The sequence below is a fragment of the Terrabacter aeriphilus genome, from assembly GCF_039542985.1.
Classification (GTDB): domain Bacteria; phylum Actinomycetota; class Actinomycetes; order Actinomycetales; family Dermatophilaceae; genus Terrabacter; species Terrabacter aeriphilus.
The window spans coordinates 129,805-145,989 of record NZ_BAABIW010000011.1; the positions used below are offsets into that span (position 1 = coordinate 129,805).

Below are 16,185 nucleotides of genomic sequence, written 5' to 3' on the forward strand. Positions count from 1 at the left end.
GACCGGGTGTCAGACGGTGCGGAGGGCCTGGTCGAGGTCGGCCCACAGGTCGTCGACGTGCTCGATGCCGACCGAGAGCCGCAGCAGGTTGACCGGCACCTGCTCGGACTCGGAGGGGTGGCGCCGGCGACGCTCGAGCTGTGACTCGACGCCGCCGAGGCTCGTCGAGTGCAGCCAGAGCCGGGTGGCGGCGCAGACGCGCTCGGCGGCCTCGAGGCCGCCCTGCACGTCGATCGAGAGGATGGCGCCGGCTCCGGGGTAGCGCACGCGCTCGACCGCGTCGTGCGCCTCGAGGCGTCGGGCGAGCTCCGCCGCGGTGGCGCTCGCGCGTTCGAAGCGCACGGAGAGGGTGCGCAGGCCGCGCAGCGCGAGGAAGACCTCCATCGGCCCCGCGACGGCGCCGTGCAGCGTGCGGTGCCGCCGGAGGCGCGCACCGAGGGCGCGGCCGCGCTCGGTGTCCGGCACGACGGTGGCGCCGAGCACGACGTCGCTGTGACCCGAGAGGTACTTCGTCACCGAGTGCACGACGACGTCGGCGCCGAGCGAGAGCGGGCGGCAGAGCAGCGGCGTCGAGAGGGTGTTGTCGACGACGCTCGGCACGCCGAGCTCGCGGGCCCGGGCGAGCACGACGTCGAGCTCGGTGACGTCCATGAGCGGGTTCGTCGGCGACTCGAGCCAGAGCAGGTGGGCGCCCTCGAGCGCCGTGAGGAAGCCGGCCGTGTCGGTGGCGTGCACGCGCCGCACGGTGCCGCCGGCCTGCTCGTGGTCGAGGAGCAGGTCGCCCGTGCCGTTGTAGGTGGTGTCGGGGGCCACGACCGTGCCGCCCCGCGGGAGGAGCGAGAGCGCGGCGGAGATGGCGCCCATGCCGGAGGCGTGCACGAGGGCGAGCCCGCCCTCGAGACCACCGAGCGCCTCCTCGAAGGCGTCCCACGTCGGGTTGCCGGACCGCGCGTAGCTGACGGCGCCCTCGGCGGCATACGTCGACGTCAGCTCGACCCCGACGTTGACCGCGGAGCCCGCTGTGCGCTGGGGGCGGCCCGACGCGACGAGGAAGGTGTCGACGTGCAGCTGCTGCGGATCCGCTTCGGTGGCCACGCCGCTCAGCGTACGAGCGGCCCCGGGGCCTCGGGATAGAGTCTCGTCTGATGACCACGGACCAGCCCCAGCCCGACCGGCCGAGCCGCCGCCCCCGCGTCGCCATCGTCTTCGGTGGACGTTCCTCCGAGCACGCGGTGTCGTGCGCCACCGCCGCCGGCGTGCTGCGCGCCATCGACCGCAGCCGGTACGACGTCGTGCCGATCGGCATCGCGCGGGACGGGCAGTGGGTGCTCGCCGCCGACGACCCGAGCCGCTTCGAGCTGACCCCGGGCCGCACCCCGGAGGTCGAGACGAGCGACGCGCACGTCGTGCTGCCGCTCTCGACGCGCGAGACCTCGCTCACCGTGCTCGAGCCCGGCCGCCCGCCGCAGGAGCTCGGCCAGGTCGACGTCGTCTTCCCGCTCCTGCACGGCCCCTTCGGCGAGGACGGCACCCTGCAGGGCTTCCTCGAGCTCTCCGACGTGCGCTACGTCGGCTCCGGCGTGCTCGCCTCCGCCGCCGGCATGGACAAGCACTACATGAAGGTCGTCTTCGCCGGTCACGGCCTCCCCGTCGGGCCGTATGCCGTCATCACCGACCGCGCGTGGCGCACCGACCGAGCCGCGGCCATGGACACGTGCGCCGGCCTGGCCTACCCGCTCTTCGTCAAGCCCGCCCGCGCCGGCTCGTCGATGGGCATCACCCGCGTCGACGACCCGTCCGGCCTCGAGGCCGCCATCGAGGTGGCCCGCGAGCACGACCCCAAGGTGCTCGTCGAGGAGGGCATCGCCGGGCGCGAGATCGAGTGCGCCGTGCTCGAGGGGCACGGCACGTCCGCGCCCCGCACGTCGGAGGTCGCCGAGATCGTCGTGCACGACAACCACGCCTTCTACGACTTCGAGGCGAAGTACCTCGCCGAGAGCGACGTCGACCTCAGCTGCCCGGCCGACGTGCCAGAGGAGGTCGCCAAGGAGGTGCGGCGGCTCGCGGCCGAGGCGTTCGAGTCCCTGGGCTGCGAGGGGCTCGCGCGCGTGGACTGCTTCGTGACGCCCGAGGGGCGCGTCGTGCTCAACGAGATCAACACGATGCCCGGCTTCACGCCGCACTCGATGTACCCGCGGATGTGGGCCGCCACCGGTCTGCGCTACCCCGACCTCATCGACGAGCTCATCGCACTCGCGCTCGAGCGCCGCACCGGCCTGCGCTGACGGGTCCTCGAGCGCTCGGCACCGACGGCATACGGGCTCAGGAGCAGTGCCGGCCGTTCTCGGGGAGCGTGCGGGCGGCTGCCGAGAAGGCGGGCAGCAGCAGCGGCACCGCGCCGTAGGCGGCGGGCGCGAGCACCTCGATGGCGGGGTCGCGGCCGTAGGTCGTGGCGGCCGACCCGTCGCTCAGCGATCGCACGACCCAGTCGACGCCGTCGACCGTCACGCAGTCGTCGGTGGTCGGGCCGAGCGCGTCGAGGCCGCAGCGCGCGATGAGGGCCGGGTCGCCCCACGCCGCCACGGACGGGTCGTCGGGAGTGGTGGCCACGCGGCCGCGGCCGCTCACGTCGGCGGGCCAGGGCACCGCGGTGCAGACCGGCGCGCCGGCCTGCGGCGCGAGCGCGACCTCGGGCGCGCGGCTGCACGCGGACAGCACGAGCGCGGACACCGCGGCGGCGGACAGCGCGACGGCGGCGCCGCGCGGCGCCGCCGTCGGGCGGGACGACCTGGTCAGGACGGCCTCAGACGTGCACGACCGTGCAGGTGAGGGTGCGCGTGATGCCGGGCACGTCCTGGAGCTTGGCGATGACGAGGCGACCGAGGTCGTCGACGTTGGCGGCCTCGACGCGGGCGATGACGTCGTAGGGCCCGGTGACGTCCTCGGCGAGGGTCACGCCCGTGATGCCGGCGATCTGCTCCGCAACGCTGGCGGCCTTGCCGACCTCGGTCTGAATCAGGATGTAGGCCTGGACCACGTGTCACCTCTTCGTGTGTCGATCGTTGGACGGCCGTCCGGGCACCCGGCCCGGCACGACCGGTCGGAACCGGCAGGCCTCAGTGTGACTGCGACCGTGCCCTGACGCTACCTTGCCATGGGGGTTCTCGTCCCCTGCAAACGGGCCCGTGACACGGCCGTCCACCGGAGAGGGTGTGTGAGCGTGCCGATCGAGCCGCAGGAGGAGCGGCAGCGCCGCGGCCCCCTCATGACCGGGGGCACCCCGCTGCGCTCGCTCGACGAGGACGAGCTGCTCGCCCGCATCCTGCCGACGTTCCCGGAGGGCGCCGACCTCGTCGTCGCGCCCGGCGACGACGCCGCCGTGCTGCGCACCGGCGCGTGCACCGTCGCGACCACCGACACCGTGGTGCTCGGGCGCGACTGGCTCGACGCGTGGTCCTCGGGCGCCGACATCGGCCACAAGGTGATCGCCCAGAACCTCGCCGACGTGGCCGCCATGGGTGCCCGGCCGACCGGCGTGCTCGTGACGCTCGTCGCCGACCCCGACCTGTCGCTCGAGTGGGTGCTCGACCACGTGCGCGGGGTCGCCGACGCGTGCGCGGCCGCCGGCGTCGCGGTGCTCGGCGGTGACCTGTCGTCGGCCCCGTCCGGCGTCGTCATGGTCTCGGTGACGGCGCTCGGGCGCCTCGACGGCGAGCCGGTGCTGCGTTCGGGTGCCCGCCCCGGCGACGTGCTCGCCGTGCGGGGCTCGCTCGGGCTCGCCGACGCGGGGCTGCGCCTGCTGCAGGCCGGTGCGGCGTCGCGTCACCCGGTGGCGGTGTCGCGTCAGCGCCGTCCCGAGCCCCCGCTCGAGGCCGGGCCCGAGGCGGCCGCCGCCGGTGCCACGGCCATGCTCGACCTCAGCGACGGCCTGCTGCGCGACGGCGGTCGCATCGCCCGGGCGAGCGGCGTCGTCGTCGACCTCGACCCGGCCGCCCTCGCGGGCGACGTCGACGCGCTCATGGACGCGGTCGGCGCCGAGGCCGCCCTCGACTGCGTGCTGGCCGGTGGCGAGGAGCACTCGTTGCTCGCGACGTTTCCCGCCGGTTCGGTGCCGCCCGGGTGGCGGGTGCTGGGGGAGGTGCGCGCCTCGGGCGCCGGCGAGCGACCCGGCATCCTCGTGGGCGGTCGCGCGGTGTCACACACGGGCTGGGACCACTTCCGCAACGCGTGACGGTCCGGGGTGCGGCCGGGCCGCGAGCGGGTCGAGGTGTGCCGCCGGGCCGGACAGGGACCGATCACCACGACCCGAGGGGGAGGCGAGGCAGGGGTACGAAAAAGGCCGATCCCTCGAGGGGATCGGCCTTGCTCGTTGGTTCGGGACGTTCAGCGAACGACCTTGCCCGCCTTGAGGCAGGAGGTGCAGACGTTGAGTCGCTTCGGCGTCACACCGCCCACCAGCGTCCGAACGCGCTGGATGTTGGGGTTCCAGCGGCGCTTGGTGCGGCGGTGCGAGTGCGAGATGTTGTGACCGAAGCTCGGTCCCTTGCCGCAGACGTCGCAGTTGGCAGCCACGGGTATCTCCTGAAATTCGATGTCGATGAAGTGCTGAGCTCCACCACGGATCGGGGCCGACGCACACCGGGGCGCGCGTCACCCCGCAGTCACGGGGGGAACCGGTAAAGCGTAGCCGACGACGTGCTCGGACGACAAAACGGCGAGAGGCCCCCCTCCGCCGCCCCGAGAACCGCCCGTCCCCGGCGCGACGAGCCGCCCGGCTGCAACTGCGCCAGGGCGCGGTTCGGGCGGGGTTTCGGGTTGAGAAACGGCTGCAACTGCGCCAGGGCGCGGTTCGGGCGCGGTTTCGGGCTGGGACACGGCTGCAACTGCGCCAGGGCGCGGTTCGGGCGGGGTTTCGGGCTGGGACACGGCTGCAACTGCGCCAGGGCGCGGTTCGGGGCGGGGTTTCGGGCTGGGACACGGCTGTAACTGCGCCGGGGCGCGGTTCGGGGCGGTTCAGGGCGGTTCGGGGCGGGGCGGGGGCGTGGTGGGGGTTCGGGCTGCGGCGTCGATCAGGCGTAGGTGCTGGCTGCCTGCACGAGCTGGGCGGCGTAGGCCGGGCCGTGCGAGGCGGCGTGGACCGCGAGCGGGTGCAGCTGGTGCAGCTCGAGGAGGCCGCGCCAGCCTGCGGGCAGGTCGGCGGCGTCGGCGTAGGCGGCCGTCACGCGCTCGAGCCCGGGGCACCCGAAGAGGTGGAGCATCGCGAGGTCGGTGAGCCCGTGCCCGCCGTGGGCCGCGGGGTCGATGAGCACGGCCTCGCCGGCGACGAAGACGACGTTGCCCGCCCACAGGTCGCCGTGGATGCGCGCCGGCGGGGTGCCGTCGTCGAACTCGCCGCCCGCGAGCCGGTCGCAGACCCGGTCGACGACCCGGGCCCCGGCGGCGTCGAGGTGGCCGCGGTCGAGGGCCCGGCGCACGAACGGGCGCACGCGCTGCTCGGCGTAGAAGGCGCCCCACGTCGCGGTGGGGTCGTTGGTCTGCGGCTGCCGACCGATCCAGGCCGGGCCGGTCCAGCCGGTCGGTGGGGCGCCGAAGGCGGGCGCGCCCAGGCGGTGCGTGGCGGCGAGGCCGCGCCCGAGTCCCTCGGCGGCGGCGGCGCCGGGCGCGGCGGGGTGCAGCCGCTCGAGCTCGATGTGGTCGGCGCCCACGCCGTGCACCTGCACGACCCGCGCGCCGCCGGCATCGGTGGCCTCACCGAGCCAGCGCAGGCCGGCCGCCTCGACCTCGAAGAAGCCGGCGGGGGCGGCGGACCAGGTCTTGCGGTGGACGGTGGCTGGGCTCGACACCCCGCCCACGCTATCCGTGGGGACGGAGCGGACGCCGAGGCGGACGTGCGCACGGCCGCGGGCGCCGGGGGCGGGAGGGGTGCATGCGACCGTCCGGGCGAGGCGCTAGCCTGCCGAGCATCGGCGGGCCCGGGTGCCCGCCCGACGAGCAGGAGGTCCGATGCCCGGCGCCGTGCCGCCGCCCGACGGACCCCTGACGCTGCTCGACCTCGTCGCGGTGCGCCGCTGGGCCGTCATGACGCGCTCGCTCTTCGCGGCGCGGCGGGCCGAGATCGACGCGCTCAACGTCTTCCCGGTGCCCGACGGCGACACGGGCACGAACCTCTACCTCACCTTCGACGGCGCGGTCGACCGCACCCTGACGGCCGCGGCCGAGGTGACGACGGCGGACGCGCTGCTCACGGCCTTCGCGCGCAACCTGCTCTGGACGGCGCGCGGCAACTCCGGCGTCATCCTCAGCCAGCTCGCGCGCGGCCTCGCCGAGGGCTGCGCCGGCGCGGGTCGCATCGACGGCCGGGTGCTCGCCGGCGGCCTGCGCCGCTCCGCACACCGCGCTCGCGAGGCCGTGACCGATCCCCAGGAGGGGACCATCCTCACGGTGGCGGGCGCGATGGCCGACGCGGCCACCGAGGCCGCCGAGGCCTTCGCCGGCCCGCACCCCGTCGGCGAACCGGAGGGGACGGTGCCGGTGCACGTCGTGGCGCTCGCGGCCGTCGACGCGGCCCGCGCGGCGCTCGAGCGCACGCCCGAGCAGCTCGAGGTGCTCGCCCGGGCGGGTGTCGTCGACGCCGGTGGCGCGGGCCTCGTCGTGCTGCTCGAGTGCCTCGAACGCGTCTGCGCCGGCCAGCACGCCCCCAGCCCGGGCGACGAGCGGCCCCGACTGCGACCGCCGCTGCCGAGCGCCGCCCTCAGTGCCGTCCTGGGCGGCGCGCGCCCGGTACCCGTCGACGTCGACGCGCCACCCGTGCCGGAGTACGAGGTGATGTACCTGCTTCGCGACTCCGACGACGACGCCGTCGACCGGCTGCGCGACCGGCTCGTCGAGCTCGGCGACTCCGTGCTCGTCGTCGGCGGCGACGGGGAGTGGAACGTGCACGCCCACGTCGACGACGCGGGGGCGGCGGTCGAGGCCGGCATCGATGCGGGGCGCCCGCACCGCGTGCGCATCACGCGGCTGCCGGACGCCGTCCAGGCCGCCGGTGCCCACGACGACCGGCACGGCGGCCACGCCGACGCCCCGCACGCCGTCCACGGTGCCGGCCACCGCCGACCCGGCGTCGACGGCGTGGGCGCCTCGGACGGAGTGCACGGCGTCGCGATCGTCGCCTGCGCGGCCGGCCCCGGCCTCGCGGCGCTCTTCGAGGAGGCGGGCGCGGTCGTCGTGCCCTCGGGCCCCGGCCGGCGCGCCTCGACCGGTGGGCTCATCGACGCGATCCGCGAGCAGCACGCCCGCGGCGCCTCGGGCGTCGTCGTGCTGCCCAACGACGGCGACACCCTGCTCGCCGCGGCCGCCGCGGTTCGGGCCGTGGCCGACGAGGGCATCGACGCGCACCTCGTCCACGTGCGCGCGGCCGTCCAGGGCATCGCCGCGCTCGCCGTGCACGAGCCGCAGGCCACGCTGCCCGCGAACGTGCTCGCCATGCAGGCGGCGGCGTCCGCGACGCGCCACGGCGCGGTCACGGTCGCCGACCGGGTCGCGCTGACGAGCGGCGGCCGCTGCGAGCCCGGTGACGTGCTCGGCGTCGTCGACGGTGACGTGGTGCTCGTCGGATCCGACGTGCTCGACGTGGCCCGGGGGGTCGTGCAGCGCCTCCTCGCGAGCGGCGGCGAGCTCGTCACGGCCGTCACCGGCGCCGACGCCCCCGACGGCGTGCTCGAGGCGGTCACCGCGGAGGCCCGGGCCGCCCACCACGGCGTCGACGTCACCGTGCTCGACGGCGGCCAGGCCGTCTACGCCGTCCTGCTGGGGGTGGAGTGACCGTGCCCCTGCTGACCGAGGACTCCCCGCTCACCAAGCTGCTCAAGAAGAACGAGGCCGAGCAGCTGGCCCGCACCAAGGGCCTGTTCAGCGTCGCCGACCTCTTCGAGTTCGTGCCGCGGCGCTACGTGCGGCCGGGCCAGCTCACCGACCTCTCGGTCCTCCACGTGGGGGAGGACGTGCTCGTCGTGGCCGAGGTCAAGACGGCGTCGACCCGCCCGATGCGCAACCGGCGCGGCAAGATGCTCACCGTCGTCATCGGCGACGACCTCGGCAACGAGCTCGACGTCACGTTCTTCAGCGCCTACGGCCACGAGGGCAAGCTGGTGCCGGGCGTTCGCGGCCTCTTCGTCGGCCAGATCGGGGCCTACGGGCGCCGCCTGCAGCTGACGCACCCGGAGTACGAGCTCTTCACCGACGACGACCAGGGCGACGCTGCCGTCGAGTGGTACCGGACCCACCGCGTCCCCGTGTACTCGACGACGGGAAAGCTCAACTCCCTCAAGCTGCGCAAGCTCGTGCAGCAGGCGCTCGACTCGGTCGACCGGGTGCGCGAGCCGGTGCCCGAGCAGGTACGCGTGGCGCGCGGTCTCGTCGACCGCGCCGTCGCGCTCGAGCTCGTCCACCGTCCCGCGGTCGACGACAAGCCGTCGCGCGGGCTCGACCGCCTCAAGTACGACGAGGCCTTCGTGCTCCAGACGATCCTCGCCCAGCGCCGCAAGGCCGCCGAGTCGGAGCTCGCGACGCCGCGCCACCCGCGCCCGGGCGGCCTGCTCGCAGCCTTCGACGAGCGCCTGCCGTTCGAGCTGACCGAGGGCCAGCGCGAGATCGGCGCGGTGCTGACCCACGAGCTGGCCCTCGACCGCCCCATGCACCGGCTGCTCCAGGGCGAGGTCGGCTCGGGCAAGACCGTCGTCGCGCTGCGGGCGATGCTGGCAGCCATCGACGCCGGCGGGCAGGCGGCGCTCCTCGCCCCGACCGAGGTGCTCGCCGCGCAGCACCACCGGTCCATCACCGACATGCTCGGCGACCTCGCGCAGGGCGGCATGCTCGGCGGGGCCGAGCACGGCACCACGGTGACCCTGCTCACCGGCAGCCAGAACGCCGCCACGCGCCGCCGCTCCCTGCTCGACGCGGCCTCCGGCACGGCCGGCATCGTCGTCGGCACGCACGCCCTCATCCAGAAGCACGTGCAGTTCGCCGACCTCGCCCTCGTCGTCGTCGACGAGCAGCACCGGTTCGGCGTGGAGCAGCGTGACGCCTTGCGCGAGAAGGGGATCCGCCCGCCGCACGTGCTCGTCATGACGGCGACGCCGATCCCGCGCACGGTCGCCATGACGGTCTTCGGCGACATGGAGACCTCGACCCTGCGCGAGCTGCCGCGGGGGCGGTCGCCCATCACGACGCACGTCGTCGACGCCGACCGGCCCGGCTGGGTCGACCGCACGTGGCAGCGCGTGGCCGAGGAGGTCGCGAAGGGGCACCAGGCCTACGTCGTCTGCCCCCGCATCGGCGACGTCGACGACGAGTCCGGCGGCCTCGCCGGGGCTGCGGGCACGCGGGACTCCTCCGACGAGGACGCCGGCTGGGAGGCGCACTGGGACGACGGCGACGGCTACCTCGGGGGCGGCGACGGCGACCTCGTCGAGGGTGACGGCGCCGCCTCCAGCCCGGCCAAGGAGCTGACCGGCGTCTACGCCATGCTGAGCACCCTGCGGTCCACCCCCGCCCTCGAGGGCCTGCGGATCGGGGTGCTGCACGGCCGCCTCGACCCCGAGGTCAAGGACGCCACGATGCGCTCCTTCTCCGCCGGCGAGATCGACGTGCTCGTCGCGACCACCGTCATCGAGGTCGGTGTCGACGTGCCCAACGCCTCGGTCATGGTGGTCGTCGACGCCGACCGTTTCGGCATCTCGCAGCTGCACCAACTGCGCGGCCGCGTCGGCCGTGGCGCGGTGCCCGGACTCTGCCTGCTCATGACCCAGGGCGCCGGGGAGAAGGCGGCCGAGCGCCTCGACCAGGTCGCGGCCACGACCGACGGCTTCGAGCTGGCGCGCGTCGACCTGCAGCTGCGGCGCGAGGGCGACGTGCTCGGCGCGCGCCAGAGCGGCCGGGCCAACTCGGTGCGCCACCTGCGCCTGGGGCGCGCCGAGGACGAGCAGATCATCGCGGACGCGCGGGAGGACGCCTTCGCCCTCGTGGCGGACGACCCCGAGCTGCGTGCGCACCCGGCGCTCGCGGCGGCCGTCGCGATGCGCCTCGACGAGGAGCAGGCGGCATGGCTGGAACGAGGTTGAGGTGACCCGGATCATCAGCGGGACGGCGGGCGGCCGCCGGCTGCAGACGCCGCCCGGCTCGAGCACGCGCCCCACGTCCGACCGCGTGCGCGAGGCGCTCTTCAGCCGGCTCGAGCACCGTGGCCTGCTCGACGGCACCACCGTGCTCGACCTCTATGCCGGCTCCGGCGCCCTCGGGCTCGAGGCGGCGAGCCGTGGCGCCGCCCACGTGCTGCTCGTCGAGTCGCACCGGGCGGCGGCGAAGGTGATCCGCGCGAACGTCGGTGTCGTCGGCCACCCGGCGGTGCGGCTCGTCGCCGACACGGTCGAGCGGGCGCTCGCCGCCGGCCCCCCGGCAGGCACGCGCATGGATCTCGTCCTGCTCGACCCGCCGTACGACGTCACGGAGGAGGCCCTGGCGGGCGTGCTCGCGGCACTCGTGGAGCGGCACTGGCTGGCGCCCGAGGCCTTCGTCGTCGTCGAGCGATCGAGCCGCTCGCCCCAGCCGACCTGGCCCGCGGGCCTCGAGCTGTCGGGGGAGAAGCGCTACGGCGAGACCGCGGTGTGGTTCGCCGAGCCCCGCCCGAGCGGCGAGGTCGCCTGAGGGATGACCCCTGCGGCGCGTGAGGTCCGCCTCAGGGCGGGCGTGTGGGGGAGCGCGCCCACGGCATACGTGCTCGGCGGCCGGTAGGTTGACGGCGTGAACAGCGATGTGACCGGAGCGGCGGCGGACGGCACGGCGGGAGGGGCTACCCGCGCGGTGCGGCGCTGCGTGTGCCCGGGCTCCTACGACCCCGTCACGAACGGGCACCTCGACGTCGTGACCCGCGCGAGCCGGCTCTTCGACGAGGTCGTCGTCGCGATCCTGCACAACCCGGCCAAGAGCGGCACCTTCTCGGTGCCCGAGCGCACGGCCCTGCTCGAGGAGACCCTCGGGCACCTGCCCAACGTCCGCATCGACAGCTGGGCCGACACCCTCGTCGTCGACGTGTGCCGGGAGGTCGGCGCGGACGCCATGGTCAAGGGGCTGCGCGGCGGCACGGACTTCGCCTACGAGCTGCCGATGGCCCACATGAACCGCCACCTCACCGGCGTCGAGACGCTCTTCCTCGCGGCCGACCCCGCCCTGACCCACGTGTCGAGCTCGCTCCTCAAGGAGGTCGTGCGCTACGGCGGCGACGTCGAGGGCCTCGTCCCGGCGCCGGTGCTCGCCGCCCTGCGGGAGCGCCTGGGCTGATTTGGGTGCACGCGCCCCCTCCGGTAGCCTTGGACGTCGGTCCACGTCCGTCTTGGCGCGGGCCGAACCCTCAACTGTGCGCAGGAGTCATGGACCGTCTCGATCCCCGTTCTCCTCTGGTGCTCGACACCAGGGAGCTCGTTCGGCGACCGGGAACGATGCTGGAGCTCTCGCGCACGGCGACGTTGCCCGACGACCTCGGCACCGACGTCATCTCGATCACGGCCGGAGACCCGGTGCAGCTCGAGGTGCGGCTGGAGTCCGTGGTCGAAGGTGTCCTCGTGACGGGTTCGGTCAACGGCACGGCGACCGGCGCCTGCGTGCGGTGCCTGGATCCCGTCGAGCTCGACGTCGACGGGAACTTCCAGGAGCTGTTCGCCTACGCCGACCGGGCGGCGCACCACCACGAGGTGGGAGCCGACTCGGACGAGGACGAGGTGCACGAGCTGGTCGGTGACCTCATCGACCTCGAGCCCGTGCTCCGGGACGCCGTCGTCCCGACGCTGCCGTTCCAACCGGTGTGCCGGCCGGACTGTCCGGGATTGTGTTCCGAATGCGGGATGCACCTGGCGGACGAGCCGGACCACCACCATGAAGTGATCGACCCGAGGTGGTCGTCCCTCAGCGGACTGCTGGGGAACGACCCGCAAGAGAAGAGGAACTGACGTGGCTGTCCCGAAGCGGAAGATGTCGCGCTCCAACACCCGTTCGCGTCGCGCGAACTGGAAGGCGACGCCGACCACGCTGACCACGTGCCCCCAGTGCGGTTCGGCTGCCCAGCCGCACATCGCGTGCCCGTCCTGTGGCACCTACAAGGGCCGTCACTACGCGGTGGCCGAGCGCACCGAGCACCAGGCCTGATCGTCTCGTGAGCAGCCCCGTGAGCGATCTCGGCGCTGGGAGCGAGTCGACGAAGCCGCAGCGGCCCGTCGATGCTCTGATCGCCCACCTCCACGAGGTGGTCGGGCAGGACATCGACGAGCCGCTGCTGCTGCGTGCCCTGACGCACCGGTCGTACGCCTACGAGAACGGCGGGCTGCCGAACAACGAGCGGCTCGAGTTCCTCGGCGACTCCGTGCTCGGCCTCGTCGTGACCGAGTCGCTCTACCGTGAGCACCCCGACCTCGCCGAGGGCCAGCTCGCCAAGCTGCGGGCGGCCGTCGTCAACATGCGGGCGCTCGCCGACGTCGCCCGCACCTTCGACCTGGGCTCCTACGTCATGCTCGGCAAGGGCGAGGAGGCGACCGGCGGCCGCGACAAGGCCTCGATCCTCGCCGACACCCTCGAGGCCCTCATCGGCACGGTCTTCCTCTCGACGGACATCGACCTGGCGGCGCGCTTCGTGCACCACCACTTCGACGGGATCATCGAGGAGGCCGCCACCCTGGGCGCCGGCCTCGACTGGAAGACGAGCCTGCAGGAGATGGCGGCCGGTGCCGGGCTCGGCTCGCCGGAGTACCGGGTGGGCGAGCAGGGCCCGGACCACGAGAAGGAGTTCCACGCCCACGCGGTCGTGGGCGCGGAGGTCCTGGGCGAGGGCCACGGCCGCTCCAAGAAGGAGGCGGAGCAGAAGGCCGCCAAGCAGGCCTGGACCGCCCTCGAGGCCCGGCGCAACGGCTCGCACGCGGCCGGCCGGCAGGCCGCCGCCGCGGACGCGCAGGCCTGACCGACCCGTGCCGGAGCTGCCGGAGGTCGAGGTCGTGCGCCGCGGGCTGGCCGACCACGTCGTCGGTCGACACGTCTCGCGCGCCCGGGTGACCGGCGTGCGCGTCGCGCGGCGGCACGTCGCGGGCCCCGACGACCTCGCCGCGCGGTTGCACGACGTGACGGTCACCGCGGCCGCGCGCCGCGGCAAGTACCTCTGGCTCGCGCTCGACGGTGAGGACGCCCTCATCGTCCACCTCGGCATGAGCGGCCAGATGCTCGTCGAGCCCGCCGACGCCCCCCTCGAGAAGCACTGCCACGCCCGCTTCGACTTCGCTGACGGCGGCCCGCAGCTGCGCTTCGTCGACCAGCGCACCTTCGGCGGGCTGCAGCTGTCACCGCTGCGGCCCGACGGCATCCCGGAGGTCGTCGCGCACATCGCGCCCGACCCCTTCGAGCCCGCCTACGACCAGGCCGCCGTCGTGCGCCGGATGAAGCAGCGCGACAGCGCCGTCAAGCGCGCGCTGCTCGACCAGACGCTCGTCTCGGGGATCGGCAACATCTACGCCGACGAGGCGCTCTGGCGCGCCCAGGTGCACGGCGAGCGGCTGTGCTCGTCGCTGACGAAGCCGACGCTCTCACGCATCCTCGAGCACGCCCGCGCCGTGATGGCCGAGGCGCTGGGGCAGGGCGGCACGAGCTTCGACTCCCTCTACGTCAACGTCAACGGCGCGAGCGGCTACTTCGACCGCTCCCTGCACGCGTACGGTCGTGCCGGCACGCCGTGCGACCGCTGCGGCGCCACGATGCGCCGCGAGCAGTTCATGAACCGGTCGTCGTTCTCCTGCCCGGTCTGCCAACCGCGCCCGAGACGCCGCGTCGCCTCCTGACCCGCCACCCCAGACCGTCGAGAGGCCACTCCGTGCGGGTGGGCGCACGTCGAGGGGCCAGAACTCGTGACGAATTCTGGCCCCTCGACCGGGTGAGACCCGCGACACGTGGCCTCTCGACGGTTGGGACGGTTGGGTGCTTGGGGCGGGGTCGCTCGGTGGCGGGAGTCAGTGGCCCGAGCCGCGGCGCTTCGGCGCCGGTCGCACCGGGTCGTCGTCGACGGGCTCGATGTGCTCGGGCACGACGATCGGCTTGATCCTCGCCCACACGACGAAGAACGCGCTGACGACGATGAGGGCGATGCCGGCGTAGAGGTTGGCGTTGACCCCTCCGGTCTTGTCGAGGGCCTGGTCGCCGAAGAGCCCGAGGCCCGTGAGGATGAGGCCGTAGAGGCCGAGCAGGCCGCCGATGAAGTTGCGGATGTCGAAGGCGCCCGCCGTGTGTCGCTGGACCCTCGTGCCGTCCGGGTCAGGGGCGCTCTGGTCGCGCTGTTCACTCATGTCGAGGCTCCTGTCAGAACAAGAAGTTGAGGACGATGACGAGGCCGAGCGAGACGCCCGCCAGGGGGAGCGTGCGCCGGAACCACGGCAGCCGGTGCTCCTCCGGGTCGACGAGGTCCTCCCTCGGGGTCTCGGAGTAGACGAGGCCGCGCAGCTCGGAGACCGGCTTGGGCGTGGTCACGAGCGAGACGACGACGCTGAGCACGATGTCGACGACGAAGGCGGCCGACGCGGCCACGAACGCGGCACCCTGGCCACCCAGCGGGATCACCCCGAGGCTCAGCGAGCCGAAGGCGTCCTTGCTGAGGAACGCGACGAGCACGGCCGAGAGCGTGCCGGCCGAGAGGCCGACCCAGCCGGCGGTCGCGGTCATCCGCTTCCAGAACATGCCGAGGATGAAGGTCGCGAAGAGCGGCGCGTTGAAGAAGCCGAAGAGCGTCTGGAGGTAGTCCATGACGTTGCTGAACGAGCTCGCGACGATGGCCGTGAAGATCGCGATGACCGTGGCGCCGACGGTCGCGAGGCGGCCGATGCGCAGGTAGTAGTCGTCGCTGTGGTCCTTGCGGATGTAGCGCTGCCAGAGGTCGTAGCTGAAGACGGTGTTGAAGGCCGAGATGTTCGCGGCCATGCCGGCCATGAACGCGGCGAGCAGACCCGCGATGGCGACGCCGAGCAGGCCGTTGGGCAGCACGTCGCGCATGAGCAGCAGGAGCGAGTCGTTGTACTTGACGCCCTCGCCGGAGGCCCCACCGGGCGGTGAACCGCCGTTCTTCAGCTGCATGATCTCGGGCACGAGCACGGCTGCCACCATGCCGGGAAGGATGACGATGAAGGGGACGAACATCTTCGGGAAGGAGCCGATGATGGGCGTCTTGCGCGCGGCCGAGATGGAGTTCGACGCCATGGCGCGCTGGACCTCGACGAAGTTCGTCGTCCAGTAGCCGAAGGAGAGCACGAAGCCGAGGCCGAAGACGATGCCGACGACCGACCAGAAGGGCGAGTCGAAGCCGGAGAGCGCCTGGCCCGGCCACGAGTTCAGCTGCTGCTCGGCCGAGGGGACCGCCGCGGCGGCCGGGGCCGAGCTCGCGAACTCCGCGACCTTGTCCTTGAGCCCCTGGTAGCCGCCGACGCGGTGCAGGCCGATGAGGGTGAGCGGCAGCAGGGCGGCCACGATGACGAAGAACTGGAGCACCTCGTTGTAGATGGCCGCGGAGAGCCCGCCGAGGGTGATGTAGGACAGCACGATCGCGGCTGCGACGAGCAGGGCGAGCCAGAGCGGCCAGCCGAGCAGCGCGTGCACGATCGAGCCGAGCAGGTAGAGGTTGACGCCGGCGATGAGCAGCTGCGCGAACGCGAAGCTCAGGGCGTTGACGAGGTGGGCGCCCGTGCCGAAGCGACGGAACATGAACTCGGGGACCGAGCGCACCTTCGAGCCGTAGTAGAAGGGCATCATGACGACGCCGAGGAACAGCATGGCGGGGATCGCGCCGACCCAGAAGTAGTGGACGGTCGAGATGCCGAGCTCGGCGCCGTTGGCCGACATGCCCATGATCTCGACGGCCCCGAGGTTCGCCGAGATGAAGGCGAGGCCGGTGACCCAGGCCGGCAGCGAGCGACCGGAGAGGAAGAAGTCGATCGAGTCGGACACCGAGCGCCTCGCCATGACCCCGATGCCGAGGACGAAGACGAAGTAGAGCGCGATGATGACGTAGTCGACGGGGTTGGCGCTGATGAGGGTGTCCGCGATGGGCAGACCCGCCAGTGCGTGCATGCGATCAGTCCCTTCGTTGGGCGACGACTCACGCTAGCGCAGCGC

General features: G+C 73.7%; 17 protein-coding genes. 10 read left to right on the forward strand and 7 right to left on the reverse strand.

Features of this window, described 5'->3' with window-relative positions; genetic code table 11:
- Window positions 1–9: 9 nt before the first annotated feature.
- Complete coding sequence (locus ABD979_RS08495; RefSeq protein WP_345507031.1) at window positions 10–1,095, reverse strand: trans-sulfuration enzyme family protein; 1,086 nt, start codon at window positions 1,093–1,095, stop codon at window positions 10–12.
- Window positions 1,096–1,145: 50 nt separating this feature from the next.
- Here ABD979_RS08495 and ABD979_RS08500 point away from each other — a divergent pair, with 50 nt between their 5' ends.
- Entirely contained in the window at window positions 1,146–2,285 is a 1,140-nt protein-coding gene (locus tag ABD979_RS08500) for a D-alanine--D-alanine ligase family protein (RefSeq protein ID WP_345507032.1), read from the forward strand.
- A 37-nt stretch (window positions 2,286–2,322) separates the two neighbouring features.
- Here ABD979_RS08500 and ABD979_RS08505 read toward each other — a convergent pair whose 3' ends face one another.
- Both ABD979_RS08505 and ABD979_RS08510 read right to left on the reverse strand, forming a co-directional pair.
- A complete protein-coding gene (locus ABD979_RS08505) occupies window positions 2,323–2,730 on the reverse strand; it encodes a hypothetical protein (protein ID WP_345507033.1) in 408 nt (135 codons plus the stop codon).
- Between the two features lie 73 nt (window positions 2,731–2,803).
- Window positions 2,804–3,037, reverse strand: a complete 234-nt coding sequence (locus tag ABD979_RS08510) for an Lrp/AsnC family transcriptional regulator (protein ID WP_345507034.1) — start codon at window positions 3,035–3,037, stop codon at window positions 2,804–2,806.
- A gap of 228 nt (window positions 3,038–3,265) precedes the next feature.
- Between ABD979_RS08510 and thiL the strand changes: the two genes are divergently transcribed.
- Window positions 3,266–4,231 (forward strand): thiamine-phosphate kinase, encoded by a 966-nt coding sequence (thiL, locus tag ABD979_RS08515; protein WP_425583946.1) that lies wholly within the window; start codon window positions 3,266–3,268, stop codon window positions 4,229–4,231.
- Window positions 4,232–4,383: 152 nt separating this feature from the next.
- Here the strand turns inward: thiL and rpmB are convergent, their stop codons facing one another.
- Both rpmB and ABD979_RS08525 read right to left on the reverse strand, forming a co-directional pair.
- Window positions 4,384–4,572, reverse strand: coding sequence for a 50S ribosomal protein L28 (gene rpmB / locus ABD979_RS08520; RefSeq protein WP_345507036.1), 189 nt, complete (start codon window positions 4,570–4,572; stop codon window positions 4,384–4,386).
- A gap of 497 nt (window positions 4,573–5,069) precedes the next feature.
- Window positions 5,070–5,852 carry a fructosamine kinase family protein gene (locus ABD979_RS08525; RefSeq protein WP_345507037.1) on the reverse strand — a complete coding sequence of 261 codons (783 nt, stop codon included), beginning with the start codon at window positions 5,850–5,852 and terminating at the stop codon, window positions 5,070–5,072.
- Window positions 5,853–6,003: 151 nt separating this feature from the next.
- Between ABD979_RS08525 and ABD979_RS08530 the strand changes: the two genes are divergently transcribed.
- The 8 genes from ABD979_RS08530 (at window position 6,004) to mutM (ending at window position 13,868) form a co-directional block, all read left to right on the forward strand.
- A complete protein-coding gene (locus ABD979_RS08530; protein WP_345507038.1) occupies window positions 6,004–7,821 on the forward strand; it encodes a DAK2 domain-containing protein in 1,818 nt (605 codons plus the stop codon).
- Between the two features lie 2 nt (window positions 7,822–7,823).
- The gene (locus tag ABD979_RS08535; RefSeq protein WP_345507039.1) at window positions 7,824–10,118 is read left to right on the forward strand and encodes an ATP-dependent DNA helicase RecG; all 2,295 of its coding nucleotides are present in this window, start codon (window positions 7,824–7,826) and stop codon (window positions 10,116–10,118) included.
- A gap of 1 nt (window position 10,119) precedes the next feature.
- The gene (gene rsmD / locus ABD979_RS08540) at window positions 10,120–10,701 is read left to right on the forward strand and encodes a 16S rRNA (guanine(966)-N(2))-methyltransferase RsmD (protein ID WP_345507040.1); all 582 of its coding nucleotides are present in this window, start codon (window positions 10,120–10,122) and stop codon (window positions 10,699–10,701) included.
- A gap of 156 nt (window positions 10,702–10,857) precedes the next feature.
- Window positions 10,858–11,334 (forward strand): pantetheine-phosphate adenylyltransferase, encoded by a 477-nt coding sequence (coaD, locus tag ABD979_RS08545; RefSeq protein ID WP_345507139.1) that lies wholly within the window; start codon window positions 10,858–10,860, stop codon window positions 11,332–11,334.
- A gap of 89 nt (window positions 11,335–11,423) precedes the next feature.
- Window positions 11,424–11,999: a YceD family protein gene (locus ABD979_RS08550; RefSeq protein WP_345507140.1), complete on the forward strand. Its 576-nt coding sequence runs from the start codon at window positions 11,424–11,426 to the stop codon at window positions 11,997–11,999.
- A gap of 1 nt (window position 12,000) precedes the next feature.
- Complete coding sequence (gene rpmF / locus ABD979_RS08555; RefSeq protein WP_345507041.1) at window positions 12,001–12,195, forward strand: 50S ribosomal protein L32; 195 nt, start codon at window positions 12,001–12,003, stop codon at window positions 12,193–12,195.
- Window positions 12,196–12,202: 7 nt separating this feature from the next.
- Window positions 12,203–13,000 carry a ribonuclease III gene (rnc, locus tag ABD979_RS08560; protein WP_345507042.1) on the forward strand — a complete coding sequence of 266 codons (798 nt, stop codon included), beginning with the start codon at window positions 12,203–12,205 and terminating at the stop codon, window positions 12,998–13,000.
- Window positions 13,001–13,007: 7 nt separating this feature from the next.
- A complete protein-coding gene (mutM, locus tag ABD979_RS08565) occupies window positions 13,008–13,868 on the forward strand; it encodes a bifunctional DNA-formamidopyrimidine glycosylase/DNA-(apurinic or apyrimidinic site) lyase (RefSeq protein ID WP_345507043.1) in 861 nt (286 codons plus the stop codon).
- A 168-nt stretch (window positions 13,869–14,036) separates the two neighbouring features.
- On the opposite strand, the gene ABD979_RS08570 is transcribed toward mutM, so the two are convergent.
- Window positions 14,037–14,369, reverse strand: coding sequence for a hypothetical protein (locus ABD979_RS08570; protein WP_345507044.1), 333 nt, complete (start codon window positions 14,367–14,369; stop codon window positions 14,037–14,039).
- Window positions 14,370–14,382: 13 nt separating this feature from the next.
- Complete coding sequence (locus ABD979_RS08575) at window positions 14,383–16,140, reverse strand: sodium:solute symporter family protein (RefSeq protein ID WP_345507045.1); 1,758 nt, start codon at window positions 16,138–16,140, stop codon at window positions 14,383–14,385.
- Window positions 16,141–16,185: the final 45 nt, after the last annotated feature.